Here is a 19,907-nt window from a genome sequence, read left to right on the forward strand (position 1 = left end):
GACCGTGGTGGGTTCCGTCGTGACGACAACCGTGGTGGTGGCGGTTTCCGCGGGCGTGACGACCGCCGTGACAACGACCGTGGCGGCTACCGGGGGCGCGACGACCGGCGCGACGGTGACCGTCCCGCTTTCCGGCGTGACGACCGCCGTGACGACCGTCGCGACAACGACCGTGGTGGGTTCCGTCGTGACGACAACCGTGGTGGTGGCGGTTTCCGCGGGCGTGACGACCGCCGTGACAACGACCGTGGCGGCTACCGGGGTCGCGACGACCGGCGCGACGGTGACCGTCCCGCTTTCCGGCGTGACGACCGGCGTGACGACCGCCGTGACGACCGTCGCGACAACGACCGCGGTGGGTTCCGTCGCGATGATCGGCGTGATGGTGACCGTCCTGCTTTCCGTCGTGATGACCGCCGTGATGATCGGCGTGACGACCGTCGTGACAACGACCGCGGTGGCTACCGGGGGCGCGACGACCGGCGCGACGGTGACCGTCCCGCTTTCCGGCGTGATGACCGCCGCGACGACCGCCGTGATGATCGTCGCGACAACGACCGTGGTGGGTTCCGTCGTGACGACAACCGTGGTGGTGGCGGTTTCCGCGGGCGTGACGACCGTGGGCGTGGGCCGCGGCGCGATGACCGCGGCGGGCGGCCCGGTGGGTTCCGTGGGCGTGACGACCGGCGTGACGGTGACCGCGGTGGGTACCGCGGCGGGCGCGACGACCGTGACCGTGACCGCGAGCCCATCAAGCGGCTGCCGATCCCCGAGGACGTCACGGGGTACGAGATCGACAAGGACGTACAGCAGGAACTGCAGAGCCTTCCCAAGGGGCTCGCGGAGGACGTCGCCAAGAACCTGGTGATGGTCGCCAAGCTCATCGACGAGGAGCCTGAGCAGGCGTACGCCTACTCGAAGATCGCTCTGCGTCTCGCCTCCAGGGTCGCCGCCGTGCGTGAGGCCGCCGGCTTCGCCGCGTACGCGAACCAGAAGTACAGCGAGGCCCTCGCCGAGTTCCGGGCCGCGCGGCGGATGACCGGCAGCGTCGAGCTGTGGCCCGTCATGGCGGACTGCGAGCGCGGTCTCGGCCGGCCCGAGAAGGCGCTGGAGATGGCCGGCGCGCCCGAGGTGCAGAAGCTGGACAAGGCGGGCCAGGTCGAGATGCGGCTCGTGGCGGCCGGTGCCCGGCGCGACATGGACCAGATCGACGCTGCCATCGTCACGCTGCAGAGCCCCGAGCTCGCCTCGAACTCCGTGCAGCCCTGGACCGCGCGACTGCGCTACGCCTACGCCGACGCGCTGCTCGCCGCCGGTCGTGAGGACGAGGCGCGCGAGTGGTTCGCGAAGGTTGTCGAGTCCGACAAGGACGGCAGCACCGACGCCTCGGACCGGCTCGCCGAGCTGGACGGCGTCGAGTTCGTGGACGCGCTGGTGGAGGACGAGGAGGGCGTGGAGGGCCCGGAGGGCGCGGACGCCGAGAAGGCTCCCGCGGCGGATGTCACGCCGTCTGCCTCGGACGACGCCTCCGACGTCTCGGACGAGGACCAGCGCTGATCGCTGAGCAGGAGCAGTGGCACAGCAGTAACAACAGCAGCAACAACGGCAGTAGTAGTCGTTAGCAGTACGTGAGAACGGGCGGTCCCTTTCGAAAGGGACCGCCCGTTCTCACGTATCCAGGTGTTTCAGGAGTCTCAGAAAGTGAGGTCCCGCAGGACCAGGCCTGTGGCCGGCTTCGGGCCGAAGGAGGTCGACTTGCGGGGCATCGTGACGCCCTGGCGGGCCAGGTCGCGGACGACCTCCTCGCGGACCGGGTGCATCAGGACCGCCGTGCCGCCGTCGCGCTCCGCCTTCTCGACGGTCGCCGCGGTGTCGTGGATGTACGCGATGTGTTCCGGGGTGTCCGGGGTCCGCCAGACATGGTCGAGGAGCGTGGCGTGCAGGACCGTCGCGTCCAGGGTGCGCCAGGCCTCGGGGTACTCGGCAGGGACCGTGCGGTCGAGCAGGTCCTGGGCCGGGTGGTCTATGAGGTGGAAGGCGCCGTCTCCCGCGAGGACGAAGGCGTTGCCCTTGGCCGCGGCCTCGGCGAGGGCGTCCAGCGCGTGGCTGAGCGGGCCCTCGACGGTGCGTACGCGGAAGGAGTTCCCAAGGGCCGCGAGGGCGTCGGAGACCGGCAGCCGGTGGAGGTAGCGGTGGATGGCGCGGACGCGCAGCGGGAAGCGGGCGGTGTCCACCAGGAGGACCAGGCCGTAGTCCCAGGCGCTCGGCGAGGGCCGCTCGCCGCGCAGGCGCAGGTTGGTCGCCCAGCGGTGGTGGCCGTCCGCGATCAGGGCCTGGTGGTGGGCGAGATCCGACTGGATCTCGGCGATCTCCGCGGGGTCCGTCACGGCCCACAGGCGGTGGTGGAAGCCGTCCTCCGTGGTCGTCGACAGGAGCGGTTCGCGCCGGGCGGTGCGTTCCACGACGGCTGCCGCGCCCGTGGGTTCGCCTTCGTCGCCGCGGTAGGTCAGGAGCAGCGGCTCCAGGTTGGCGGAGGTCGCGCGCATGAGGGCGGCGCGGTCCTCGACGACGTGGGGCATGACGTCCTCGTGGGGGAGGACGATGCCGTCGGCGGCCTGTGAGAGGCGGAGCGCGCCGATGATGCCGCGCTGCAGGATGTCGCTGTTCTGCTGTTCGTAGACGTACAGGCTGGGCTCGGTGTCGGGGGCGAGGATGCCTTCGGCGAGCCAGTGGTGGAGGGTGTCCGAGGCCTGCTGGTTGCGGGCGGCCGGGGTGGTGGCCTGCGGGAGGATCAGCCGGACGATGTTGTGCGGGTCGGCGGATTCCAGGTGGAGCAGGCCGTCGGGGCGTACGACCACGTCGTACGGGGGAGACGTCACCGCGGCGAGACTGCCGACCCGCTCGGGGACATACCGCACCCCCCGGAACGGGATCAGGTCGAGACCGTTGGCGTCCATGTGACCCGCTGTATTCATTAGGGCATCGTATGTGTCCGAGCCGTGTAGGCGATGATCGGGGGGTGAGATCGAGCGAGGAGCGAAGTGCAATGAGCCAGACCGCGGGCCGGAGTGCGGATCGGAGCGTCAGGACGTGTCCTGGGGGCAGTCGGCGGGCGCTGAGTGAGGCCTACGACACGGCGCTGCTCGATCTGGACGGGGTGGTGTACGCGGGCGGGCAGGCCATCGCGTATGCCGTCGATTCGCTCGGTACCGCGCGCGCGGGCGGCATGCATCTCGCGTACGTGACGAACAACGCGCTGCGTACGCCGGACGCGGTGGCGGCGCATCTGACGGAGCTCGGGATTCCCACCGGGGCCTCGGACGTCATCACGTCGGCGCAGGCGGCGGCCCGGCTCGTGAGCGAGCAAGTGCCCGCGGGGGCGCGGGTGCTGGTGATCGGTGGCGAAGGGCTGCGGGTCGCGTTGCGCGAGCGGGGTCTTGAGCCGGTGGATTCGGCTGACGACGATCCGGCGGCGGTCGTGCAGGGGTACGGCGGTCCTGACATGGCGTGGGGGCGCTTCGCGGAGGCCTGTTACGCGATCGCGCGCGGGGTGCCGTGGTTCGCGTCGAACACGGACCTGACGATTCCGAGCGCGCGCGGCATCGCGCCGGGCAATGGTGCGGCCGTCGAGGTCGTACGGATCGCGACGGGCGCCGAGCCGCAGGTGGCGGGCAAGCCGCTGCCCCCGATGCACCGCGAGACGATCCTGCGGACGGGTGCGGAGCGGCCGTTGGTGGTGGGCGACCGCCTGGACACGGACATCGAGGGGGCGTTCAACGGCGAGGTCGATTCGCTGCTCGTCCTTACCGGTGTCACCGACGGCGCGCGGCTGCTTGCCGCGCCGCCCGAGCACCGGCCGACGTATGTGGACGCGGATCTGCGCGGCATGCTGACCGGCCAGCCCGAAGTCGGCCCGGTTCAGGGCGGGTTCGGCTGCGGCGGCTGGACCGCTTCGGTGCGCGACGGCGAGCTCGCGCTGGACGGCGAGGGCGAGGTCATGGACGGACTGCGGGCGCTGTGCGCGGCCGCCTGGACCGAGGCCGGGGACGGCGCCTGCACGCTGGACGCGGGCAAGGCGCTGTCGCGACTCGGCGTGTGAGGGCGCGAGAAGCCCTAGGGGCGCGAGAAGCCTGAGGGGCGCGAGCAGAGTGCGGCGGGCGTGACGATCCGGCCCTGCGGGGCGTCGCGTCAGGCGGTCTCGCCGCGCTCGATCAGCTCGTCCGTGGTCGTGTCCTTGCGCCAGTAGCCGGAGAACGACACCCTCTTGCGGTCGAAGCCGCGCTCCGTGACGAGGTGGCGGCGCACTGCCTTGACGGTCGCGGACTCGCCGGCGACCCAGGCGTAGGGCGTGCCTGCGGGGAAGTCGGCGCCGCGGATCGCGTTCCTGGTGGCGCCCTCCTGGGTGAGCCAGTGGATCTCGGCGTCGGCCTTGGTGGGCAGGGGCTGACGGTCGGCGAGGTCGTGGACCTCGACCCAGACGCGGGTGGGCAGGCCGGGCGGCAGCGTCTCCAGGATGCTCGCGACGGCGGGCAGCGCCGACTCGTCGGCGGTCAGGAGCAGCCAGTCGGTGTCCTGCGGGGGCCGGAAGTCGTAGGCCCCGTTCTCCTCGTCGACCGGGGCGAGCACGCCGATGCGGGCGCCGGGCCGCGCGGTCCGTGCCCAGCTGGTGGCCGGGCCGTCGGTGGGCGAGGGTGCCGTGCCGTGGACGGCGAAGTCGACGATCAACTCGTCGGGGTCGCGGCGCAGTTCGCGGGTGGTGTACGTGCGCATGATGCCGCGCACCGCGGGGTCGAGGGCGAGCCAGTCGGCGTACCACTCGGTGGCGTCGCCGGTGTCGGTGTCCGGCATGACCGGGGCTTCCTGCCCGGGGTGCGGGAGGAAGATCTTGATGCGCTGGTCGCGGCCGCCGGACGCCATGCGCGGCAGGTCGGGGCCGCCGAGGGTCACGCGGATCATGGCGGGGGTGATGTGCTCGGTGCGCAGCACCTGGACATCGAAGAACTGGTACGGGGATGCGGTTGCGGTAGCGGTCATCGCGTGAGCCTCTTCGACTTGTCGACGGCGGCGGCGAGCTGCTCGATGAGCGGTGCGTATCCGGCGTGGCTGAACTGGGCCTCGTTGGACCAGGAGATGACCTGACCGGCCTTCACCGCGGGCAGCTTCGCCCAGGTGGGCTTGTTCTTCTTGAGGTCGGTGGGCTGGAGGTTGCCGGTGCGCCTGTCGACGAGGATCAGGTCGGCGGCGTAGGCGTCGGCGTTCTCCCAGCCCAGCTCCTGGAAGAAGGTGCCGTTGTCGGTGTCGTCGGGGGTGACGAACTCGACGCCGAGGTCCTGGTAGTGGCGCAGGTCGGTGAAGGCGGTGGGGTTGCCGACGTAGAGGAGGGGGTCCTGCGCGGAGACCGCCATGACCTTGAGGCCGCCGCGGGACTCGGCCGCCTTGGCCGCCTTGCGCAGGGTCTCGGACGCCGCTTCGAAGCGCTTCTTGGCAGCGGTGACCTTCTCGGCCTCGAGATCGGCGCCCAGGGACCCGGCGAGTTCGGTGAAGCGGCCGATCACATGTGTGAGGGAGCTCTTCGCGGTGAGGATGCCGACGCTCGGGGCGAGCGAGGCGATCTTCTCGGCGGACTCCTCGGGGACGTACCAGAGCGTGGGTACGGCGTTCATGGTGCTGACGAGGAGGTCCGGCTTCAGGGAGGCGTACTTCTCGATGCTGAACTCGCCCCAGGCGTTGCCGATGACGGTCACTTCGTCGACATCGATGTCGGCGGCCTGGACGTCGGGTTCGCCGTTCTTCAGCTTGGTGGGGCCGAAGACGCCCGTACACTCGACGCCGAGGTCGTGGAGCGCGGCGGCCGCGCCGATGTAGGCGACGACGGTCGTGGGGGTTTTCCCGGACCGTGCGGTCGTGCCACGGTCGTCCTCGAAGCTCCAGGATCCGCCGTCGCCGCCCGACGGTTTGTTCTTGGCGCCGGAGCCGCACGCGGTGAGCAGTCCGCCGATGCCGAGCGCGCCGGCCGCGAGGAGCGCGCTCCGGCGGTTCGGGGCAGGCGCGAGGGCGCGACGGGGTGCGTGCATCGGTGGCGCTTCTCTCGTCGAAGGTCAGTGCGAGGGTAGGCTAACCTAACCTGGTGTTGGTCGACAGTCCCCCTGAACCGCGCGCGGAGACCGCCGCAGCGCCTCCCGAACGCCGCGCGATACGCAGCATCGGGCTGCTCGTCTCCGTGGCCGTCCTGCTGCTCGTCTTCCTCGCGAGCGTCGCGGTCGGCGCGAAATCGATGTCCATGGACCAGGTCTGGCACGGGCTGTTCCAGGACTCGGGGACGTACGCCGACGTGGTGGTCGGCGAGCGCCTGGCACGCAGCCTGCTCGGGCTGCTCGCGGGGGTCGCGCTCGGCCTCTCCGGCGCCGTCCTGCAGGCGCTCACCCGCAATCCGCTGGCCGACCCGGGACTGCTCGGCATCAACCTCGGCGCCTCTGCCGCGGTGGTCAGCGCGATCAGCTTCTTCGGTGTCACCTCGCTGAGCGGGTACGTGTGGTTCGCCTTCGTCGGGGCCCTGCTCGTCGGCTTCCTGCTCTATCTGCTCGGCGGCGCGCGCGGCGCGACCCCGGTGCGGCTCGCCCTCGCGGGCACGGCGATCAGCGCGGCGCTCTACGGCTATCTGCAGGCCGTCATGATCATGGACGGGGCCGCGCTCAACAAGATGCGCTTCTGGACGGTCGGTTCGCTGGCCTCCGCCAACATGGACACCATCAAGCAGGTGCTGCCCTTCCTGGCGATCGGCACCGTGCTCGCGCTCTGCCTGGCCCGGCCGCTCAACGCCATGGCCATGGGCGACGACACCGCCCGCGCCCTCGGCGCCCATCTGACGCGGACGCGCGCCCTGTCCATGGCGGCGGCGACGCTGCTGTGCGGGGCCGCGACCGCCGCCTGCGGTCCGATCGTCTTCGTCGGCCTGATGGTGTCGCACATCGTGCGCTCCTTCACCGGGCCCGACATGCGCTGGATCCTGCCGTACGCGGCCGTCCTCTCGCCGGTCCTGCTGCTCGGCGCCGATGTCGTCGGGCGCATCGTGGCGCGGCCCTCGGAGCTCCAGGTGGGCATCGTGACCGCGGCCATCGGTGCGCCGGTCTTCGTCTTTCTCGTACGGCGCCGGAAGGTGGCCCAGCTGTGAAGGCTCTGCGCACCCGCGGCCTCTCCGTCAGGATCGACGTCCGCACGGCCGTGGTCGTCACCCTGCTCGCCGTCGCCGCGCTCGCCGCGAGCGTCGTCCTGATCGGCACCGGCGACTTCCCCATCCCGGCCGCCGACGTCATCCGCACCCTGCTCGGCGACGGCGACGCGGGCCAGGAGTTCATCATCAACGACCTGCGGCTGCCGCGGGTCCTGGTCGGGCTCCTGGTGGGCGCGGCCCTCGGCCTCGGCGGCGCGCTCTTCCAGTCCATCGCCCGCAACCCGCTGGGCAGCCCGGACGTGCTCGGCCTCGGACAGGGCTCGACCGCGGGGGCGCTCGCGATGATCGTCCTGTTCCAGGGCAGCGCGGCGCAGGTCGCGGGCGGCGCGCTCGTCGGCGGCCTCGTCACCGGCGTCGCCATCTATCTGCTGGCCTGGAAGCGGGGCGTGCACGGCTACCGCTTCGTCCTGGTCGGCATCGGCGTCTCCGCGTTCCTCACCGCGATCAACGGCTATCTGCTCACCAAGGCGGACTTCGTCGACGCCGCGCGCTCCGTGGTCTGGATGACCGGCTCCCTCAACGGCCGCGACTGGGAGCAGGTCTGGCCGCTGCTCGCGCTCTGCGCCGTCCTCGTGCCCGTCGTGCTCGTGTACGGACGTCCGCTGCGGATGCTGGAGATGGGCGACGACGTCGCGTACTCCCTCGGCGTACGCGTGGAGCGCACCCGCTTCGTCCTGCTCATCGCCTCCGTGCTGCTCACCGCGGCCGCCACCGCCGCCGCGGGCCCGGTCGGCTTCGTCGCGCTCACCGCGCCGCAGCTGGCGCGCCGCCTCACGCGCTCGCCCGGACCCAATCTGATGCCCGCGATGTTCATGGGCGCCACGCTCCTGATCGTCGCGGACTGGGCCTCGCAGCGGGCCTTCGGCGCGGACCAGCTGCCCGTCGGCGTCGTCACCGGCGTGCTCGGCGGCATCTACCTGCTGTGGCTGCTCGCCACCCAGCGCAAGGCGGGACGGATATGAAGCCGACGAAGGCCCGCCACGATCTCGTACCACCCCATGACCAGAAGCAGGAGCGTGCTGCTGTGAACCGGCTCATCGCCGACGACGTCACCCTCGGCTACGACCAGCGTGTCATCGCTCAAAAGCTGTCCGTCGAGATCCCCGACAACTCCTTCACGGTGATCGTGGGCCCCAACGCCTGCGGCAAGTCCACGCTGCTGCGCGCCCTGTCCCGGATGCTCAAGCCGTCCGCGGGCCGGGTGCTGCTCGACGGGAACGTCATCCAGTCGATGCCGGCGAAGAAGGTCGCCAAGACGCTCGGCCTGCTGCCGCAGTCCTCGATCGCACCCGACGGCATCACGGTCGGCGACCTCGTCGCGCGCGGCCGCTACCCCCACCAGGGCCTGCTGCGGCAGTGGTCGGACGACGACGAGCGGATCGTGAACGAGTCCATGGACTCGACCGGCGTCCGCGAGCTCGCCGATCGGTACGTCGATGAGCTCTCCGGCGGCCAGCGCCAGCGCGTCTGGATCGCCATGGCGCTCGCCCAGCAGACCCCGCTGCTGCTCCTGGACGAGCCGACGACGTTCCTCGACATCCAGCACCAGCTCGACGTCCTCGACCTCTGCGCCGAGCTCCACGAGGAGCAGGGCCGCACGCTCGTCGCCGTCCTGCACGACCTGAACCACGCCGCCCGCTACGCCACGCACCTCATCGCCCTGCGCGACGGCGCGGTGATCGCCGAGGGCGCGCCGTCCGACATCGTGACCGCGGAGCTGGTGGAGCAGACCTTCGGAATCCAGTGCCAGATCATCGACGACCCGGAGACGGGTACGCCGCTGGTGATCCCGGCGGGGCGGGCGGGGCGCAGGGCGCCGGCCGAGGCGGCGGCTGGAGCAGCGACCGGCGTTGCGGCTAAAGCAGCGACCTGAGCCGCAGCAGATCCCGGAAGCCCGCCTCCAGCTTGACCCGGCCCGAGGCCCAGGCCTTGGCGAAGTTGAGCCTGCCGTCCACCATCGCGACCAGGTCGTCGCCGGTCAGCGCGAGGCGGATCTCCGCCTTCTCGTGGGGCGGGCCGGGGTGGCTGTCGTGCACCGTGATCCGGCCGTTCTCGAGGCGGCCCGTGAAGGTGGCGTCGAGATCGGTGATGCGGCAGCTCAGCGAGCGGTTCAGGGCAGCCGCGCTGCGCACGTCGCCGTCGGCGGACGCGAGATTGTCCGAGAGTCTGTCGAGTGCCGTGCGGCACTCCGCCATGGTCGCCATCGTGATCGACGGTACCCCAGCCCTTCGAGGTAGCGTCGTGCCATGAGTGACTCATACGCGGGCCCCGAGGAGGGGGAGGCGGCGGAGCCGGAGCCTCAGGTTCCGGACGAGCCGTCGTACGACCCCGCCGCCCCGGCGCCCCTCGGCGTCGAGCGCACGCCCACCGGCAACGCCGAAGTGGACGCGCAGCTCGCCCGCCTCGGCGATGCCGACCACCTCGCCACGGACGGCCACATCGAGGTGTACGAGGATGTACACCGGGGCCTGCGCGACGCGCTGACCGCGCTCGACGCGCGCCCCGGCCCACCGGCACCCACAGGGGTGCCCACACCGTCGTACGACAGGAGCTGAACCGAACGTGGCAGGAGTGGCACGACGCCGCCTCGACGCCGAGCTCGTCCGCAGGAAGCTCGCCCGCTCGCGCGAGCACGCGAGCCAGCTGATCGCCGCAGGCCGGGTCACGGTCGGCAAGACCGTCGCGACCAAGGCCGCGACGCAGGTCGAGACGGCCGCCGCGATCGTGGTCTCGCAGGACGACAGCGACCCCGACTACGTCTCGCGCGGCGGGCACAAGCTCGCGGGGGCGCTGGCCGCCTTCGTGCCGCAGGGCCTCGTCGTCGAGAAGCGGCGCGCCCTCGACGCGGGTGCGTCCACCGGCGGGTTCACCGATGTGCTGCTGCGCGCGGGCGCCGCGCACGTCGTCGCCGTCGACGTCGGCTACGGCCAGCTCGCGTGGTCGCTGCAGAGCGACGACCGGGTCACCGTGAAGGACCGTACGAACGTACGTGAGTTGACGCTCGAAGCCATCGACGAGATCCCCGTCGACCTGGTCGTCGGAGACCTCTCCTTCATCCCGCTCGGCCTTGTGCTGCCCGCCCTCGTGCGGTGCGCGGCGCCCGACGCGGACCTCGTCCTGATGGTCAAGCCGCAGTTCGAGGTCGGCAAGGAACGGCTCGGCAGCGGCGGTGTGGTGCGCAGCGCCGAACTGCGGGCCGAGGCCGTGCGCGGTGTGGCACGGCAGGCGTGGGGGCTCGGCCTCGGGGTGCGCGGGGTGACCGCGAGCCCGCTGCCTGGGCCTTCCGGCAATGTCGAGTACTTTCTGTGGCTGCGCGCCGGGGCCGATGAGCTGGATCCGGCGGACGTTGACCGTGCCGTGGCGGAGGGGCCCCGTTGACCCAGACCCGAGTGACCCAGACCCGAGCTCGTACCGTTTTCCTGCTCGCGCACACCGGACGGCCCGCGGCCATTCGCAGCGCCGAACTCGTCGTCCAGGGACTGCTGCGCAGCGGCCTCGGCGTGCGGGTCCTGGAGGCCGAGGCCGCGGATCTGCCGCTGCCCGACGAGGTCGAGACGGTCGAGGAAGCCACCGCCGAGTGCATCGACGACTGCGAGCTGATCGTCGTCCTCGGCGGTGACGGGACGCTGCTGCGGGGCGCCGAGTTCGCGCGGGCCTCCGGGGTGCCGATGCTCGGCGTGAACCTCGGGCGCGTGGGTTTCCTCGCGGAGGCGGAGCGGGACGACCTCGACAAGGTCGTCGACCGGGTGGTCACCAAGGCGTACGAGGTCGAGGAGCGCATGACGATCGACGTCGTCGTGCACCGCAACGGCGACGTCGTGCACCGCGACTGGGCGCTGAACGAGGCGGCCGTGCAGAAGGTGTCGCCCGAGCGGATGCTCGAGGTCGTCCTGGAGATCGACGGGCGGCCCGTCACCGGCTTCGGCTGCGACGGCATCGTCTGCGCGACCCCGACCGGTTCGACGGCGTACGCGTTCTCGGCGGGCGGGCCCGTGGTGTGGCCGGAGGTCGAGGCGCTGCTCATGGTGCCGATCAGCGCGCACGCCCTGTTCGCCAAGCCCCTGGTGACCTCGCCGGACACGGTGCTCGCGGTCGAGGTCCAGCCGCAGGCGCCCAACGGGGTGCTGTGGTGCGACGGGCGGCGGACCCTCGAACTGCCCTCGGGGGCGCGGGTGGAGGTGCGCAGGGGCGAGGTGCCGGTGCGGCTCGCGCGGCTGCACCACGCGTCGTTCACGGATCGACTTGTCGCCAAGTTCGCGCTGCCGGTGTCGGGGTGGCGGGGCGCCCCGCACTGAGCCGCCCCGCACTGAGCTGTCGGATCACGTCGCGCTGACCACGGAGATCGCGCGCTTGCGCATGACGGCGCGCACCGGCAGGCCGGTGGCGAGCAGAGTCAGGAGCAGGGTGCCCGTCGCGACTCCGGTCGGCACCGCCCAGGGCAGGTACGGCAGTGCGCTGCCGAAGGCCGTGCTGAGGATCGGGGCCAGCGTGGCCAGCGCGATCGCGGCGCCGAGCAGCAGCGCCGTGCCCGCCACGACCACGGCCTCCCAGGCCGCCATCGCCCCCACCTGCGCCCGTCGGCTGCCGACGACCCGCAGCAGCGCCACGTCGCGGCGGCGCTCGAAGGAGATCATGGCGAGGGTGTTCGCCGCGGCGATGGCGGCGAAGCCCGCGTACAGACCCGTGCCCACGTAGTCGAGCCAGACCTCGCCCGTGCTGCCCGCCGAACCGGTGTGGTGCTGGGCCGTCGTATGCATGCCGATCTTGGTGAGTCCGAAGCCGACGACGAGTACGAGGGGGACGACCGCCGCGGAGAAACGGCGGGGCTGCGAGCGGACGTTGAGCATCGCGAGCCGCGCGCTCGGACCGAACCGGCCGACCAGCGCCGACACCAGCCAGGCCGCGGGGCCGATGATGCGGGGGCCGAGCAGCCCCGCGCCGACGCAGAACAGGATGAGGACGAGGAACGCACCCTCGCTCGCCGCGTCCGCGGGCTGCTTCGACAGGAGCACCGAGACGACGCACGCCCCCGCGACCGCGAGCACGCCGAGCGGCGCCCGCAGGAAGCCGAGCCCGCGCCGCCCCGTCGCCGCCTCGGACAGGGCGCGGGTCGGGCGGAGCAGCGAGAACCGCAGGGCCGAGAGGAGGGCGGCCACCGTCGTCGTCACCACGGCCACGCCCAGGCACACCGGCAGGGCGAGCCAGCTGAAGCGGAAGGCGGCCTCGGCGGGGAGCAGCCCGTGGTCGATCATGCCCGCGTGCCACCAGCGGGCGCCGAAGCCGCCGAGGACGAAGCCGGCGAGCGCGGCGGGGACCGACGCGGCGAGGGCCTGTCCGGCCACCGCGCGGCGTATCTGGCGGGGCTTGGCGCCGATGGAGCGGACCATGGCGAGCTCGCGGTGCTGCTGTGCGACGGCCGTGCCCATCGTCGACGCGACCACGAAAATCGACATGTAGATCGAGCCGATCAGGAGTACGACCGCCATGTCCCCGACGCCGTTCTCCGTGATCTGCCTACGGGCCGCCGCGGAGAGTCCGGCGGTGCCGCCCGCGCTCGTCGAGGTGAGCATCATCGTCGACGCGCTCACCACGGTGGCCGCGAAGAGCGCGGCCATCGCCGTGCCCACGAACGCGGGGCGGTGCGCGCGCAGGGCCGCCTGTGCCAGTCCTGTTGTCATGTGGATCATGGTCCGCCGGGGGAGGGGCGGAGGACCATGAGGCGAGCCGGTGGATCCTGCTGGGGATAACCCCACCCCCGCGGCCCTGTGCGGAACCCCACCCCCGCGGGTGACAAGGGGCGTCCGTCGCGCCGTCTCGACCTGCGCCTTCGTGGAAGGAGCCCAGGGCCCGTCGCACACCGGGCCCCTGACCTCGTAAGGTCTTGTCCCGTGTTGGAGGAGATGCGGATACGGTCGCTCGGAGTCATCGACGACGCTGTCGTCGAGCTGTCGCCAGGCTTCACCGCCGTGACGGGTGAGACCGGTGCGGGCAAGACGATGGTGGTCACCAGCCTCGGCCTGCTGCTCGGCGGGCGCGCGGACCCCGCCCTGGTGCGGATCGGCGCGAAGTCGGCGGTGGTGGAGGGGCGCATTGCGGTGCCCGCCGACGCCTCGGCGGTCGTGCGGGCGGAGGAGGCGGGGGCCGAACTCGACGACGGTGCGCTGCTGATCAGCCGTACCGTCTCGGCGGAGGGGCGCTCGCGCGCGCACCTCGGCGGTCGCTCGGTTCCGGTGGGTTTGCTTTCCGAACTCGCCGACGACCTCGTCGCCGTGCACGGCCAGACCGATCAGCAGGGCCTGCTCAAGCCCGCCCGGCAGCGCGGCGCCCTCGACCGGTACGCGGGCGACGCGGTCGCCGTGCCCCTCACCAAGTACACGGCCGCCTACCGACGGCTGCGGGCCGTCACCGCCGAGGTCGAGGAGATCACCACGCGCGCGCGTGAGCGGGCGCAGGAAGCGGATCTGCTGCGCTTCGGGCTCGACGAGATCGCGGGCGTCGAGCCGCGCGCGGGGGAGGACGTCGAACTCGCCGCCGAGGCCGAGCGGCTCGGCCACGCCGAGGCCCTCGCCTCCGCCGCCACGGCCGCGCACGCCGCCCTCGCGGGCAATCCCGAGGACCCGGAGGGCGTCGACGCCTCGACGCTGGTCGCCGGCGCCTCACGGGCCCTCGAGGCCGTGCGGTCCCACGACTCCGCCCTTTCCGCGCTCGCCGACCGCCTCGGGGAGATCGGCATCCTCCTGGGCGATGTGGCGGGTGAGCTCGCCGGGTACGCCGATGACCTGGACGCCGATCCGCTGCGGCTCGCCGCGGTCGAGGAGCGGCGGGCCGCGCTGACGCAGCTCACCCGGAAGTACGGCGAGGACATCGACGCCGTGCTCGCCTGGGCGGAGGACGGTGCGGCGCGCCTGACCGAACTGGAGGGCGACGACGACCGGTTGGAGGAGCTGACCGCAGAGCGGGACGCGCTCCGTGCCGAACTGGCCGGGCTGGCCCAGGCGTTGACCGAGGCACGCCAGGAGGCGGCGTCGCGGTTCGCGGCGGCCGTCACCGAGGAACTGGCCTCGCTGGCGATGCCGCACGCGCGCGTGTCGATCGCGATCAGCTGCACGGAGGTTCCCGAGGGGGCCGAAGGCGTGGAGATCGGCGGCCGCACGGTCGCGTACGGTCCCGCGGGCGTCGACGAGGTCGAGCTGCTGCTCGCCCCGCACCCCGGGGCTCCCGCCCGGCCCATCGCCAAGGGCGCGTCGGGCGGTGAGCTGTCGCGCGTGATGCTCGCCGTCGAGGTGGTCTTCGCGGGCACGGACCCGGTGCCGACGTATCTCTTCGACGAGGTCGACGCGGGTGTCGGCGGCAAGGCCGCGGTCGAGATCGGGCGTCGTCTGGCACGCCTCGCCAAGTCGGCGCAGGTCGTGGTCGTCACGCACCTGCCGCAGGTGGCGGCGTTCGCCGACCGGCAGCTGCTGGTGGAGAAGACGAACGACGGCATGGTGACGCGGTCCGGGGTCCAGGTCCTGGAGGGCGAGGACCGGGTGCGGGAGCTTTCGCGCATGCTGGCGGGCCAGGAGGACTCGGAGACCGCGCGGGCGCATGCGGAGGAGTTGTTGGCTACGGCTCGGGGGGACGGGTAGCGGCTCGGGGGTTGTCTGCGGGTTCTTTCGTGGCTGGGCTGCCTGTGGCGGGCGTCTGCGCCTGGGGTTCGGTTGTGGGGCGGGGCCGCGGGGGTATGTCCGTACTCGCCATCTTTGTTGTGGGGTGTTGTTGCTGCGGCTGGGGTTGGCGTTGTGCTCGGTGCTCCGTGCGCACATACCCCCGCGTCCCCTCGCGTCTCGTACGCGTCTGCACGCCGTCGTCGCTGCTGCTGGGGGAGGCGTTCTCGCCTCGTCCCAGCAGCCCTTCGCTCCTACTCGCGCAGGTCCACCACCGGGCAAACGGGCGGGTGGGTGGGAGACATCCGCCGCGGAGCGGCGGGGTAGGGGATGCCCCTGGGTAACGCATGAACCCCGTACACAAACACCGCAAGGCTCACCCGTTCGGGTGGTCCCGTTCCCGGCGTTGCCCATCCAAATGCGGAAGTGACCTTTCGGCGGTGCCGGAACGCCCGTGCGGACTGGCATCCTTGGCGCAGCATCTGCCCGAGTACCCGCCCGAGCACCGACCGACGCAGACCCAGGAGCCCCGGCCACGTGAGCCACGTGAGCAGCCACTCGCCACACGGACAGACGCCGCTGCACACCGTTCAAGTCCTCGGCGGCGGCAGTGCGGGCAGCAGCGCGCACGTCAGATCGCTGGCCGCGGGACTCGCCGCCCGAGGCGTGCGGGTCACGGTGTGCGCCCCCGACGAGGCCGCCCGCGCCTACGACTTCACCGGCACCGGCGCCCGGCACGTCCCCGTGCCCCGCAGCGGCGACCCCGCCTCCGTGGCCGCGCTCCGCGCAGCCTGTGCCGACGCCGACCTCGTCCACGCGCACGGACTGCACGCCGCCCTGCGGGCCTCCGTCGCGCTCACCGGACGCCGCACCCCGCTCGTCGTCACCTGGCACACCCGCGCGCACGCGGAAGGCGCCCGTGCCCGCGTCCTGCGCCTGCTGGAGCGGCGCGTGGCCAAGGCCGCCGCCGTGGTCCTCGGCACCTCGTCCGACCTCGTCGACCGGGCCCGCAGCAGAGGCGCACGCGACGCCCGCCTCGCGGCCGTCGCGCTGCCCGCGCCGCGCCGCCCCGACCCGGCCGAGACCGCCGAGGAACCCGATCGGCTCCTGCACAAGGCGCGTGCCGAACTCGGCGCCGTGGACCGCCCGTTGATCCTCGCCGTCGGCGCCCTGGAACGGCATCGCGGCTACGACGTCCTCCTGGACGCCACGCGCGCGTGGCGCCATCTGGACCCGCTGCCCCTCCTCGTCGTCGCCGGCGAGGGACCCGAACGGGCCGTCCTCCAGCGCCGAATCGAGGACGAGCAGCTGCCGGCCCGCCTGGTGGGCAGGCGCGACGACGTACCCGACCTCCTCGCGGCCGCCGACCTCGCGGTGCTGCCCAGCAGTTGGGAATCCCGCTCCGTCCTCGCCCAGGAGGCCCTGCACGCGCGCGTGCCGCTCGTGGCGACCGCGGTCGGCGGCGTCCCCGAACTGGTCGGCGACGCGGCCGAACTCGTCCCCTACGGCGACGCGGACGCCCTCGCCATCGCCGTCGTACGCCTCCTCGCCGACCCCGTACGCCGCGCCGAGCTCAAGGACAGGGGCGTGGCCCAGGCCGCCACCTGGCCGACCGAGGACGATACGGTCACCCAAGTCCTCAGCGTCTACGACGAGTTGACCCAGCCGCTGCCGTACAACTGAGCCGCTGCACCGCTACGCCACGTGCCTGCGCGCCCGCAGCGCCAGGCTCAGGGCCAGGACCGTCTGCGGGTCGTCCAGGTCCGTGCCCAGCAACTCGCTGATGCGGGCGAGGCGGTTGTACAGCGTCTGCCGGTTCAGGTGCAGTTCGCGTGCCGTCTCCGCCTTGCGGCCCGCGTGCGCCAGATACGTCTGCAGCGTGGGCAGCAGCGGCGGCTTCGAACGCCGGTCGTGGGCGCGCAGCGGGCCGATCGCGCGGTCCACGAACGCCGCCAGGTCGGGGTGGTCCCGCAGCCGCCACAGCAGCAGGTCGATGTCCAGTCGCCGCGCGTCGTACCACGGTCGGTCGGACAGGCCCTGCGCGGCCGCCGCCGTCTCCGCCGCGTGCCGCAGGCCCGCCGACGCCGCCGCCCAGCCGCCCGCGACGCCGACCACCACGACCGGCGGCTGCGCCCCTGGCCGCTGCATCCCCGCCCGCTCCACGCCCGCCCGCAGCGCCGCGGCGACACGGTCGGCCACCGCGGTCCTCTCCGACTCCGACCGCAGGCCGAGCAGCAGCGGTACGCGGCCCTCGACGGGACGTACGCCGAGAAGCGCCGGTACGCCCACCGACGCCAGCTCCTCCGCGACCGCCCGCGCGAGCACCGCCCAGCCGCCCCCGGTCGGCAGCCCGTCCGCGAGCCGCATCACCACCGGAAGCAGCGGGCCGCCCGCCGAGCCCGGCTTGAAGCCGAGGACGCGGGCCTGCGCGGGCGCGTCGTCGGCGGTGATCCGGCCCTCCGCGAGATCGGTGAGGAAGTCGCCGCGGCCGCGCGCCGCGAGCTCCTCCTCCTGGCGGGCCTGCATCAGCACCACCGCGAGGCTGCCCGCCGCCCGCTCCGCCGCGATGCGGTGCACCGGCAGCGGCGCCGACTCCACGGCGAGCAGCACGAGGCGGGCCCGTACCGAGCCCCCGCCGGGGCCGCCGCCCGGCACGTCGACGATGACGGCGCTCGCGGGCGGCCCGTCGCGGTCCACGGCGCGGCCCCGCAGCCCCTCCCACACCTGCAGCGGATCCGCGCACTCGGTGTCCGCCCCCGCGGCGTACAGGAGCTGCCCGTCCGCCGTCTCCAGGAACACCGGGTTGCCGCTGAACTCCGCGAGGATGCCGAGGACTTGGGGAATGCCGCCCCCGCCGAGCAGCGCCTCCGTGCAGCGCCTGTGCACTTCCTCGGCCCGCTGCAGCAGTGCGTAGTGGCCGTTGACGATCTCGGTGTGCACCTCTTCGGTGACCGTCACGAACGGCACCTCGCGATGCAGCTGGACCAGCGGGAGCCCGGCGGCCCGCGCCGTCTCCACCAGCGCCGCGGGCAGTCGCGCGAACCGCGGCCCCAGCTCGACGACGAGCGCGGCGATGCCCCGCTCGGCGAGCTTGCGCACGAAGGCGCGCTGCTCGGCGGGGCGCGTGCCGAGCCCGAGCCCCGTGGTGAGCAGCAGTTCGCCGCCCTTGAGCAGCGAGGCGATGTTGGGCACCTCGCCCGCGTGCACCCACCGCACCGTCCGCTGCAGCCGTTCCGCGCCCGCGACGACCTCCGGGAGCCCGCCGCGCAGCCCCGGCAGCTCCAGCGCCCGCTGCACGGTGATGCCGCCCGGGGAGGTGGTGCTCCGAGTGGCCGGAGTGCCGTGACTGTCCATGGCGCGGACGCTACCGGGGCGCACGTTCCCGGAACATCTCCGGCCGGTCACGGCGGTGCTTCGCGGCCCCGCGGGCCCGACAACTCGTCGCCTCCGCGCGGCAATTGCGCGACCCCCTGTCACTTGTGGCGTACGTCACTCGACGGCAGGGTGCCCGCCATGCCAGAACAACCGAGCACACCCGAGGTCCACCGCCTCAAGGCGAACTCCGTCGGCCTCGTGGGGGTCGTCTTCATGGCGGTCGCCACCGCGGCGCCCATCACGGCGATGACCGGCAACCTCCCGATCGCGGTCGGCGCGGGCAACGGCACCGGAGCCCCCGCGGGCTATCTCTTCGCGACGCTCGTCCTGACGGTGTTCTCCGTCGGGTACGTCGCCATGGCCAAACGGATCACCGCCGCCGGCGCCTTCTACGGCTACATCTCGCACGGCCTCGGCCGTATCGCGGGCATGGCGTCGGGGATGCTCGCCGTCGTCGCGTACATCGTCTTCGAGGCCTCGATCGTCGGCGTCTTCGCGTACTTCGCCAGGACCACCGTCCTCGACCAGCTGGGCGTCGACGTGCCGTGGATCGTGTACGCGGCCGGGATGCTCGCCGTCACGGCCGTCCTCGCGCACTTCGACATCAACCTCACGGCGAAGGCGCTCGGCGTGATGCTCGTCGCGGAGATCGCCGTCCTCTTCGCGGTGGCCACCGCCGTGCTGATCCAGGGCGGCGGCCCGGACGGCATCCCCATGGAGCCGGTGAACCCGAAGAACGCCTTCACCGGAACCTCGGCCGGGCTCGGTCTGTTCTTCGCCTTCTGGTCGTGGGTCGGCTTCGAGTCGACCGCGATGTACGGCGAGGAGTCCCGCGACCCCAAGCGCGTCATCCCGCGCGCCACCCTCGTCTCGGTGATCGGCGTGGGCCTCTTCTACATCTACGTCTCCTGGATGACGATCGCGGGCAACGGCCTCGGCGGCGCGGTGAAGGTCTCGCGGTCCACCAGCCCGCTCGACCTCTTCTTCGACCCGGCGCACGGCTTCATCGGCGCCTGGGCGGTCGACGCCTTCCAATGGCTGCTCATCACGGGCTCGTTCGCCTGCGGCATGGCCTTCCACCAGTGCGCGTCGCGCTATCTGTACGCGATCGGGCGCGAGGGATTCCTGCATCCCGCGCTCGGCCGCACCCACCCCGCGCACGGCTCGCCGTACATCGCCGGTTACGTCCAGTCGGCCATCGCCGTCGTTCTGGTGGGTGCCTTCTGGCTCACCGGACAGGATCCGTACACCCACCTCTACACGCTGCTCGCGATCCTCGGCACGATGGCGATCCTCATCGTCCAGACCCTGTGTTCCTTCGCCGTGATCGGCTACTTCCGGCGCAACCACCCCGAGGACCGGCACTGGTTCAGGACGCTGCTCGCCCCACTGCTCGGCGGCATCGGCATGATCGCCGTCGTCGTCCTTCTTGTCGTCAACATGGACACGGCGGCGGGCGCGGCCGCCGACTCCCTGTTCTTCGAGGCGATCCCCTGGACCGTCGGCCTCGTCTTCTTCGGAGGGCTCGGCCTCGGCCTGTACCTGCGGGCCAGGCGGCCGCACCGCTACGAGATCATCGGCCGCATCGTCCTGGAGGACGCGGCCGAACGCGCGGACGGCGACGGGCAGCAGCCCGTCGCCGTCCAGAGCTGAGC

Annotated in this window: 18 protein-coding genes; 12 read left to right on the forward strand and 6 right to left on the reverse strand. The window is 72.6% G+C overall.

Annotated elements, in window-relative coordinates:
- A partial coding sequence (locus tag AB0B50_RS07060) for a hypothetical protein (protein WP_362328194.1) occupies positions 1-868 on the forward strand: 868 nt, incomplete at its 5' end.
- Positions 760-1,557, forward strand: coding sequence for a hypothetical protein (locus AB0B50_RS07065; RefSeq protein WP_362328196.1), 798 nt, complete (start codon positions 760-762; stop codon positions 1,555-1,557). The genes AB0B50_RS07060 and AB0B50_RS07065, both read left to right, overlap by 109 nt.
- A gap of 137 nt (positions 1,558-1,694) precedes the next feature.
- On the opposite strand, the gene AB0B50_RS07070 is transcribed toward AB0B50_RS07065, so the two are convergent.
- Positions 1,695-2,975, reverse strand: coding sequence for a DUF1015 domain-containing protein (locus tag AB0B50_RS07070; RefSeq protein ID WP_362326913.1), 1,281 nt, complete (start codon positions 2,973-2,975; stop codon positions 1,695-1,697).
- Positions 2,976-3,046: 71 nt separating this feature from the next.
- Here AB0B50_RS07070 and AB0B50_RS07075 point away from each other — a divergent pair, with 71 nt between their 5' ends.
- Positions 3,047-4,099: an HAD hydrolase-like protein gene (locus AB0B50_RS07075; RefSeq protein WP_362326916.1), complete on the forward strand. Its 1,053-nt coding sequence runs from the start codon at positions 3,047-3,049 to the stop codon at positions 4,097-4,099.
- An 89-nt stretch (positions 4,100-4,188) separates the two neighbouring features.
- On the opposite strand, the gene AB0B50_RS07080 is transcribed toward AB0B50_RS07075, so the two are convergent.
- Positions 4,189-5,034, reverse strand: a complete 846-nt coding sequence (locus AB0B50_RS07080) for a siderophore-interacting protein (protein ID WP_362326918.1) — start codon at positions 5,032-5,034, stop codon at positions 4,189-4,191.
- Entirely contained in the window at positions 5,031-6,074 is a 1,044-nt protein-coding gene (locus AB0B50_RS07085; RefSeq protein WP_362326921.1) for an ABC transporter substrate-binding protein, read from the reverse strand. The genes AB0B50_RS07080 and AB0B50_RS07085 overlap by 4 nt, the downstream gene beginning before the upstream one ends.
- A 53-nt stretch (positions 6,075-6,127) precedes the next feature.
- On the opposite strand from AB0B50_RS07085, the gene AB0B50_RS07090 reads away from it, so the two are divergent.
- From AB0B50_RS07090 to AB0B50_RS07100, 3 genes are read left to right on the forward strand one after another with little or no spacing between them, the layout of a single operon-like run.
- On the forward strand, positions 6,128-7,171 hold the full coding sequence (locus AB0B50_RS07090) for an iron chelate uptake ABC transporter family permease subunit (protein WP_362326924.1): 1,044 nt from the start codon (positions 6,128-6,130) through the stop codon (positions 7,169-7,171).
- On the forward strand, positions 7,168-8,193 hold the full coding sequence (locus AB0B50_RS07095; protein WP_362326927.1) for an iron chelate uptake ABC transporter family permease subunit: 1,026 nt from the start codon (positions 7,168-7,170) through the stop codon (positions 8,191-8,193). The genes AB0B50_RS07090 and AB0B50_RS07095 overlap by 4 nt, the downstream gene beginning before the upstream one ends.
- Positions 8,190-9,104: an ABC transporter ATP-binding protein gene (locus tag AB0B50_RS07100; protein ID WP_362326930.1), complete on the forward strand. Its 915-nt coding sequence runs from the start codon at positions 8,190-8,192 to the stop codon at positions 9,102-9,104. Before AB0B50_RS07095 ends, AB0B50_RS07100 begins: the two co-directional genes overlap by 4 nt.
- Here the strand turns inward: AB0B50_RS07100 and AB0B50_RS07105 are convergent.
- Positions 9,088-9,435 carry an alkyl sulfatase C-terminal domain-containing protein gene (locus AB0B50_RS07105; protein WP_362326934.1) on the reverse strand — a complete coding sequence of 116 codons (348 nt, stop codon included), beginning with the start codon at positions 9,433-9,435 and terminating at the stop codon, positions 9,088-9,090. The genes AB0B50_RS07100 and AB0B50_RS07105 overlap by 17 nt on opposite strands.
- Before the next feature lie 42 nt (positions 9,436-9,477).
- Here AB0B50_RS07105 and AB0B50_RS07110 point away from each other — a divergent pair, with 42 nt between their 5' ends.
- From AB0B50_RS07110 to AB0B50_RS07120, 3 genes are read left to right on the forward strand one after another with little or no spacing between them, the layout of a single operon-like run.
- On the forward strand, positions 9,478-9,786 hold the full coding sequence (locus AB0B50_RS07110; protein WP_362326937.1) for a hypothetical protein: 309 nt from the start codon (positions 9,478-9,480) through the stop codon (positions 9,784-9,786).
- A 7-nt stretch (positions 9,787-9,793) separates the two neighbouring features.
- Entirely contained in the window at positions 9,794-10,609 is an 816-nt protein-coding gene (locus AB0B50_RS07115; protein WP_362326939.1) for a TlyA family RNA methyltransferase, read from the forward strand.
- An 11-nt stretch (positions 10,610-10,620) separates the two neighbouring features.
- A complete protein-coding gene (locus tag AB0B50_RS07120) occupies positions 10,621-11,526 on the forward strand; it encodes an NAD kinase (protein WP_362328198.1) in 906 nt (301 codons plus the stop codon).
- Between the two features lie 24 nt (positions 11,527-11,550).
- Here the strand turns inward: AB0B50_RS07120 and AB0B50_RS07125 are convergent, their stop codons facing one another.
- Entirely contained in the window at positions 11,551-12,909 is a 1,359-nt protein-coding gene (locus AB0B50_RS07125) for an FtsX-like permease family protein (protein WP_362326942.1), read from the reverse strand.
- 222 nt (positions 12,910-13,131) lie between these two features.
- Here AB0B50_RS07125 and recN point away from each other — a divergent pair, with 222 nt between their 5' ends.
- Together recN and AB0B50_RS07135 are read left to right on the forward strand one after the other, a co-directional pair.
- On the forward strand, positions 13,132-14,859 hold the full coding sequence (gene recN / locus AB0B50_RS07130; protein ID WP_362326945.1) for a DNA repair protein RecN: 1,728 nt from the start codon (positions 13,132-13,134) through the stop codon (positions 14,857-14,859).
- Between the two features lie 555 nt (positions 14,860-15,414).
- The gene (locus AB0B50_RS07135; RefSeq protein WP_362326948.1) at positions 15,415-16,560 is read left to right on the forward strand and encodes a glycosyltransferase family 4 protein; all 1,146 of its coding nucleotides are present in this window, start codon (positions 15,415-15,417) and stop codon (positions 16,558-16,560) included.
- A gap of 12 nt (positions 16,561-16,572) precedes the next feature.
- On the opposite strand, the gene AB0B50_RS07140 is transcribed toward AB0B50_RS07135, so the two are convergent.
- Positions 16,573-18,231 (reverse strand): PucR family transcriptional regulator, encoded by a 1,659-nt coding sequence (locus AB0B50_RS07140; protein ID WP_362326951.1) that lies wholly within the window; start codon positions 18,229-18,231, stop codon positions 16,573-16,575.
- A gap of 159 nt (positions 18,232-18,390) precedes the next feature.
- Here AB0B50_RS07140 and AB0B50_RS07145 point away from each other — a divergent pair, with 159 nt between their 5' ends.
- Entirely contained in the window at positions 18,391-19,905 is a 1,515-nt protein-coding gene (locus AB0B50_RS07145; RefSeq protein WP_362326954.1) for an APC family permease, read from the forward strand.
- Positions 19,906-19,907 lie beyond the last annotated feature (2 nt).

The organism is Streptomyces sp. NPDC041068 (assembly GCF_040647455.1).
Taxonomy (GTDB): domain Bacteria; phylum Actinomycetota; class Actinomycetes; order Streptomycetales; family Streptomycetaceae; genus Streptomyces.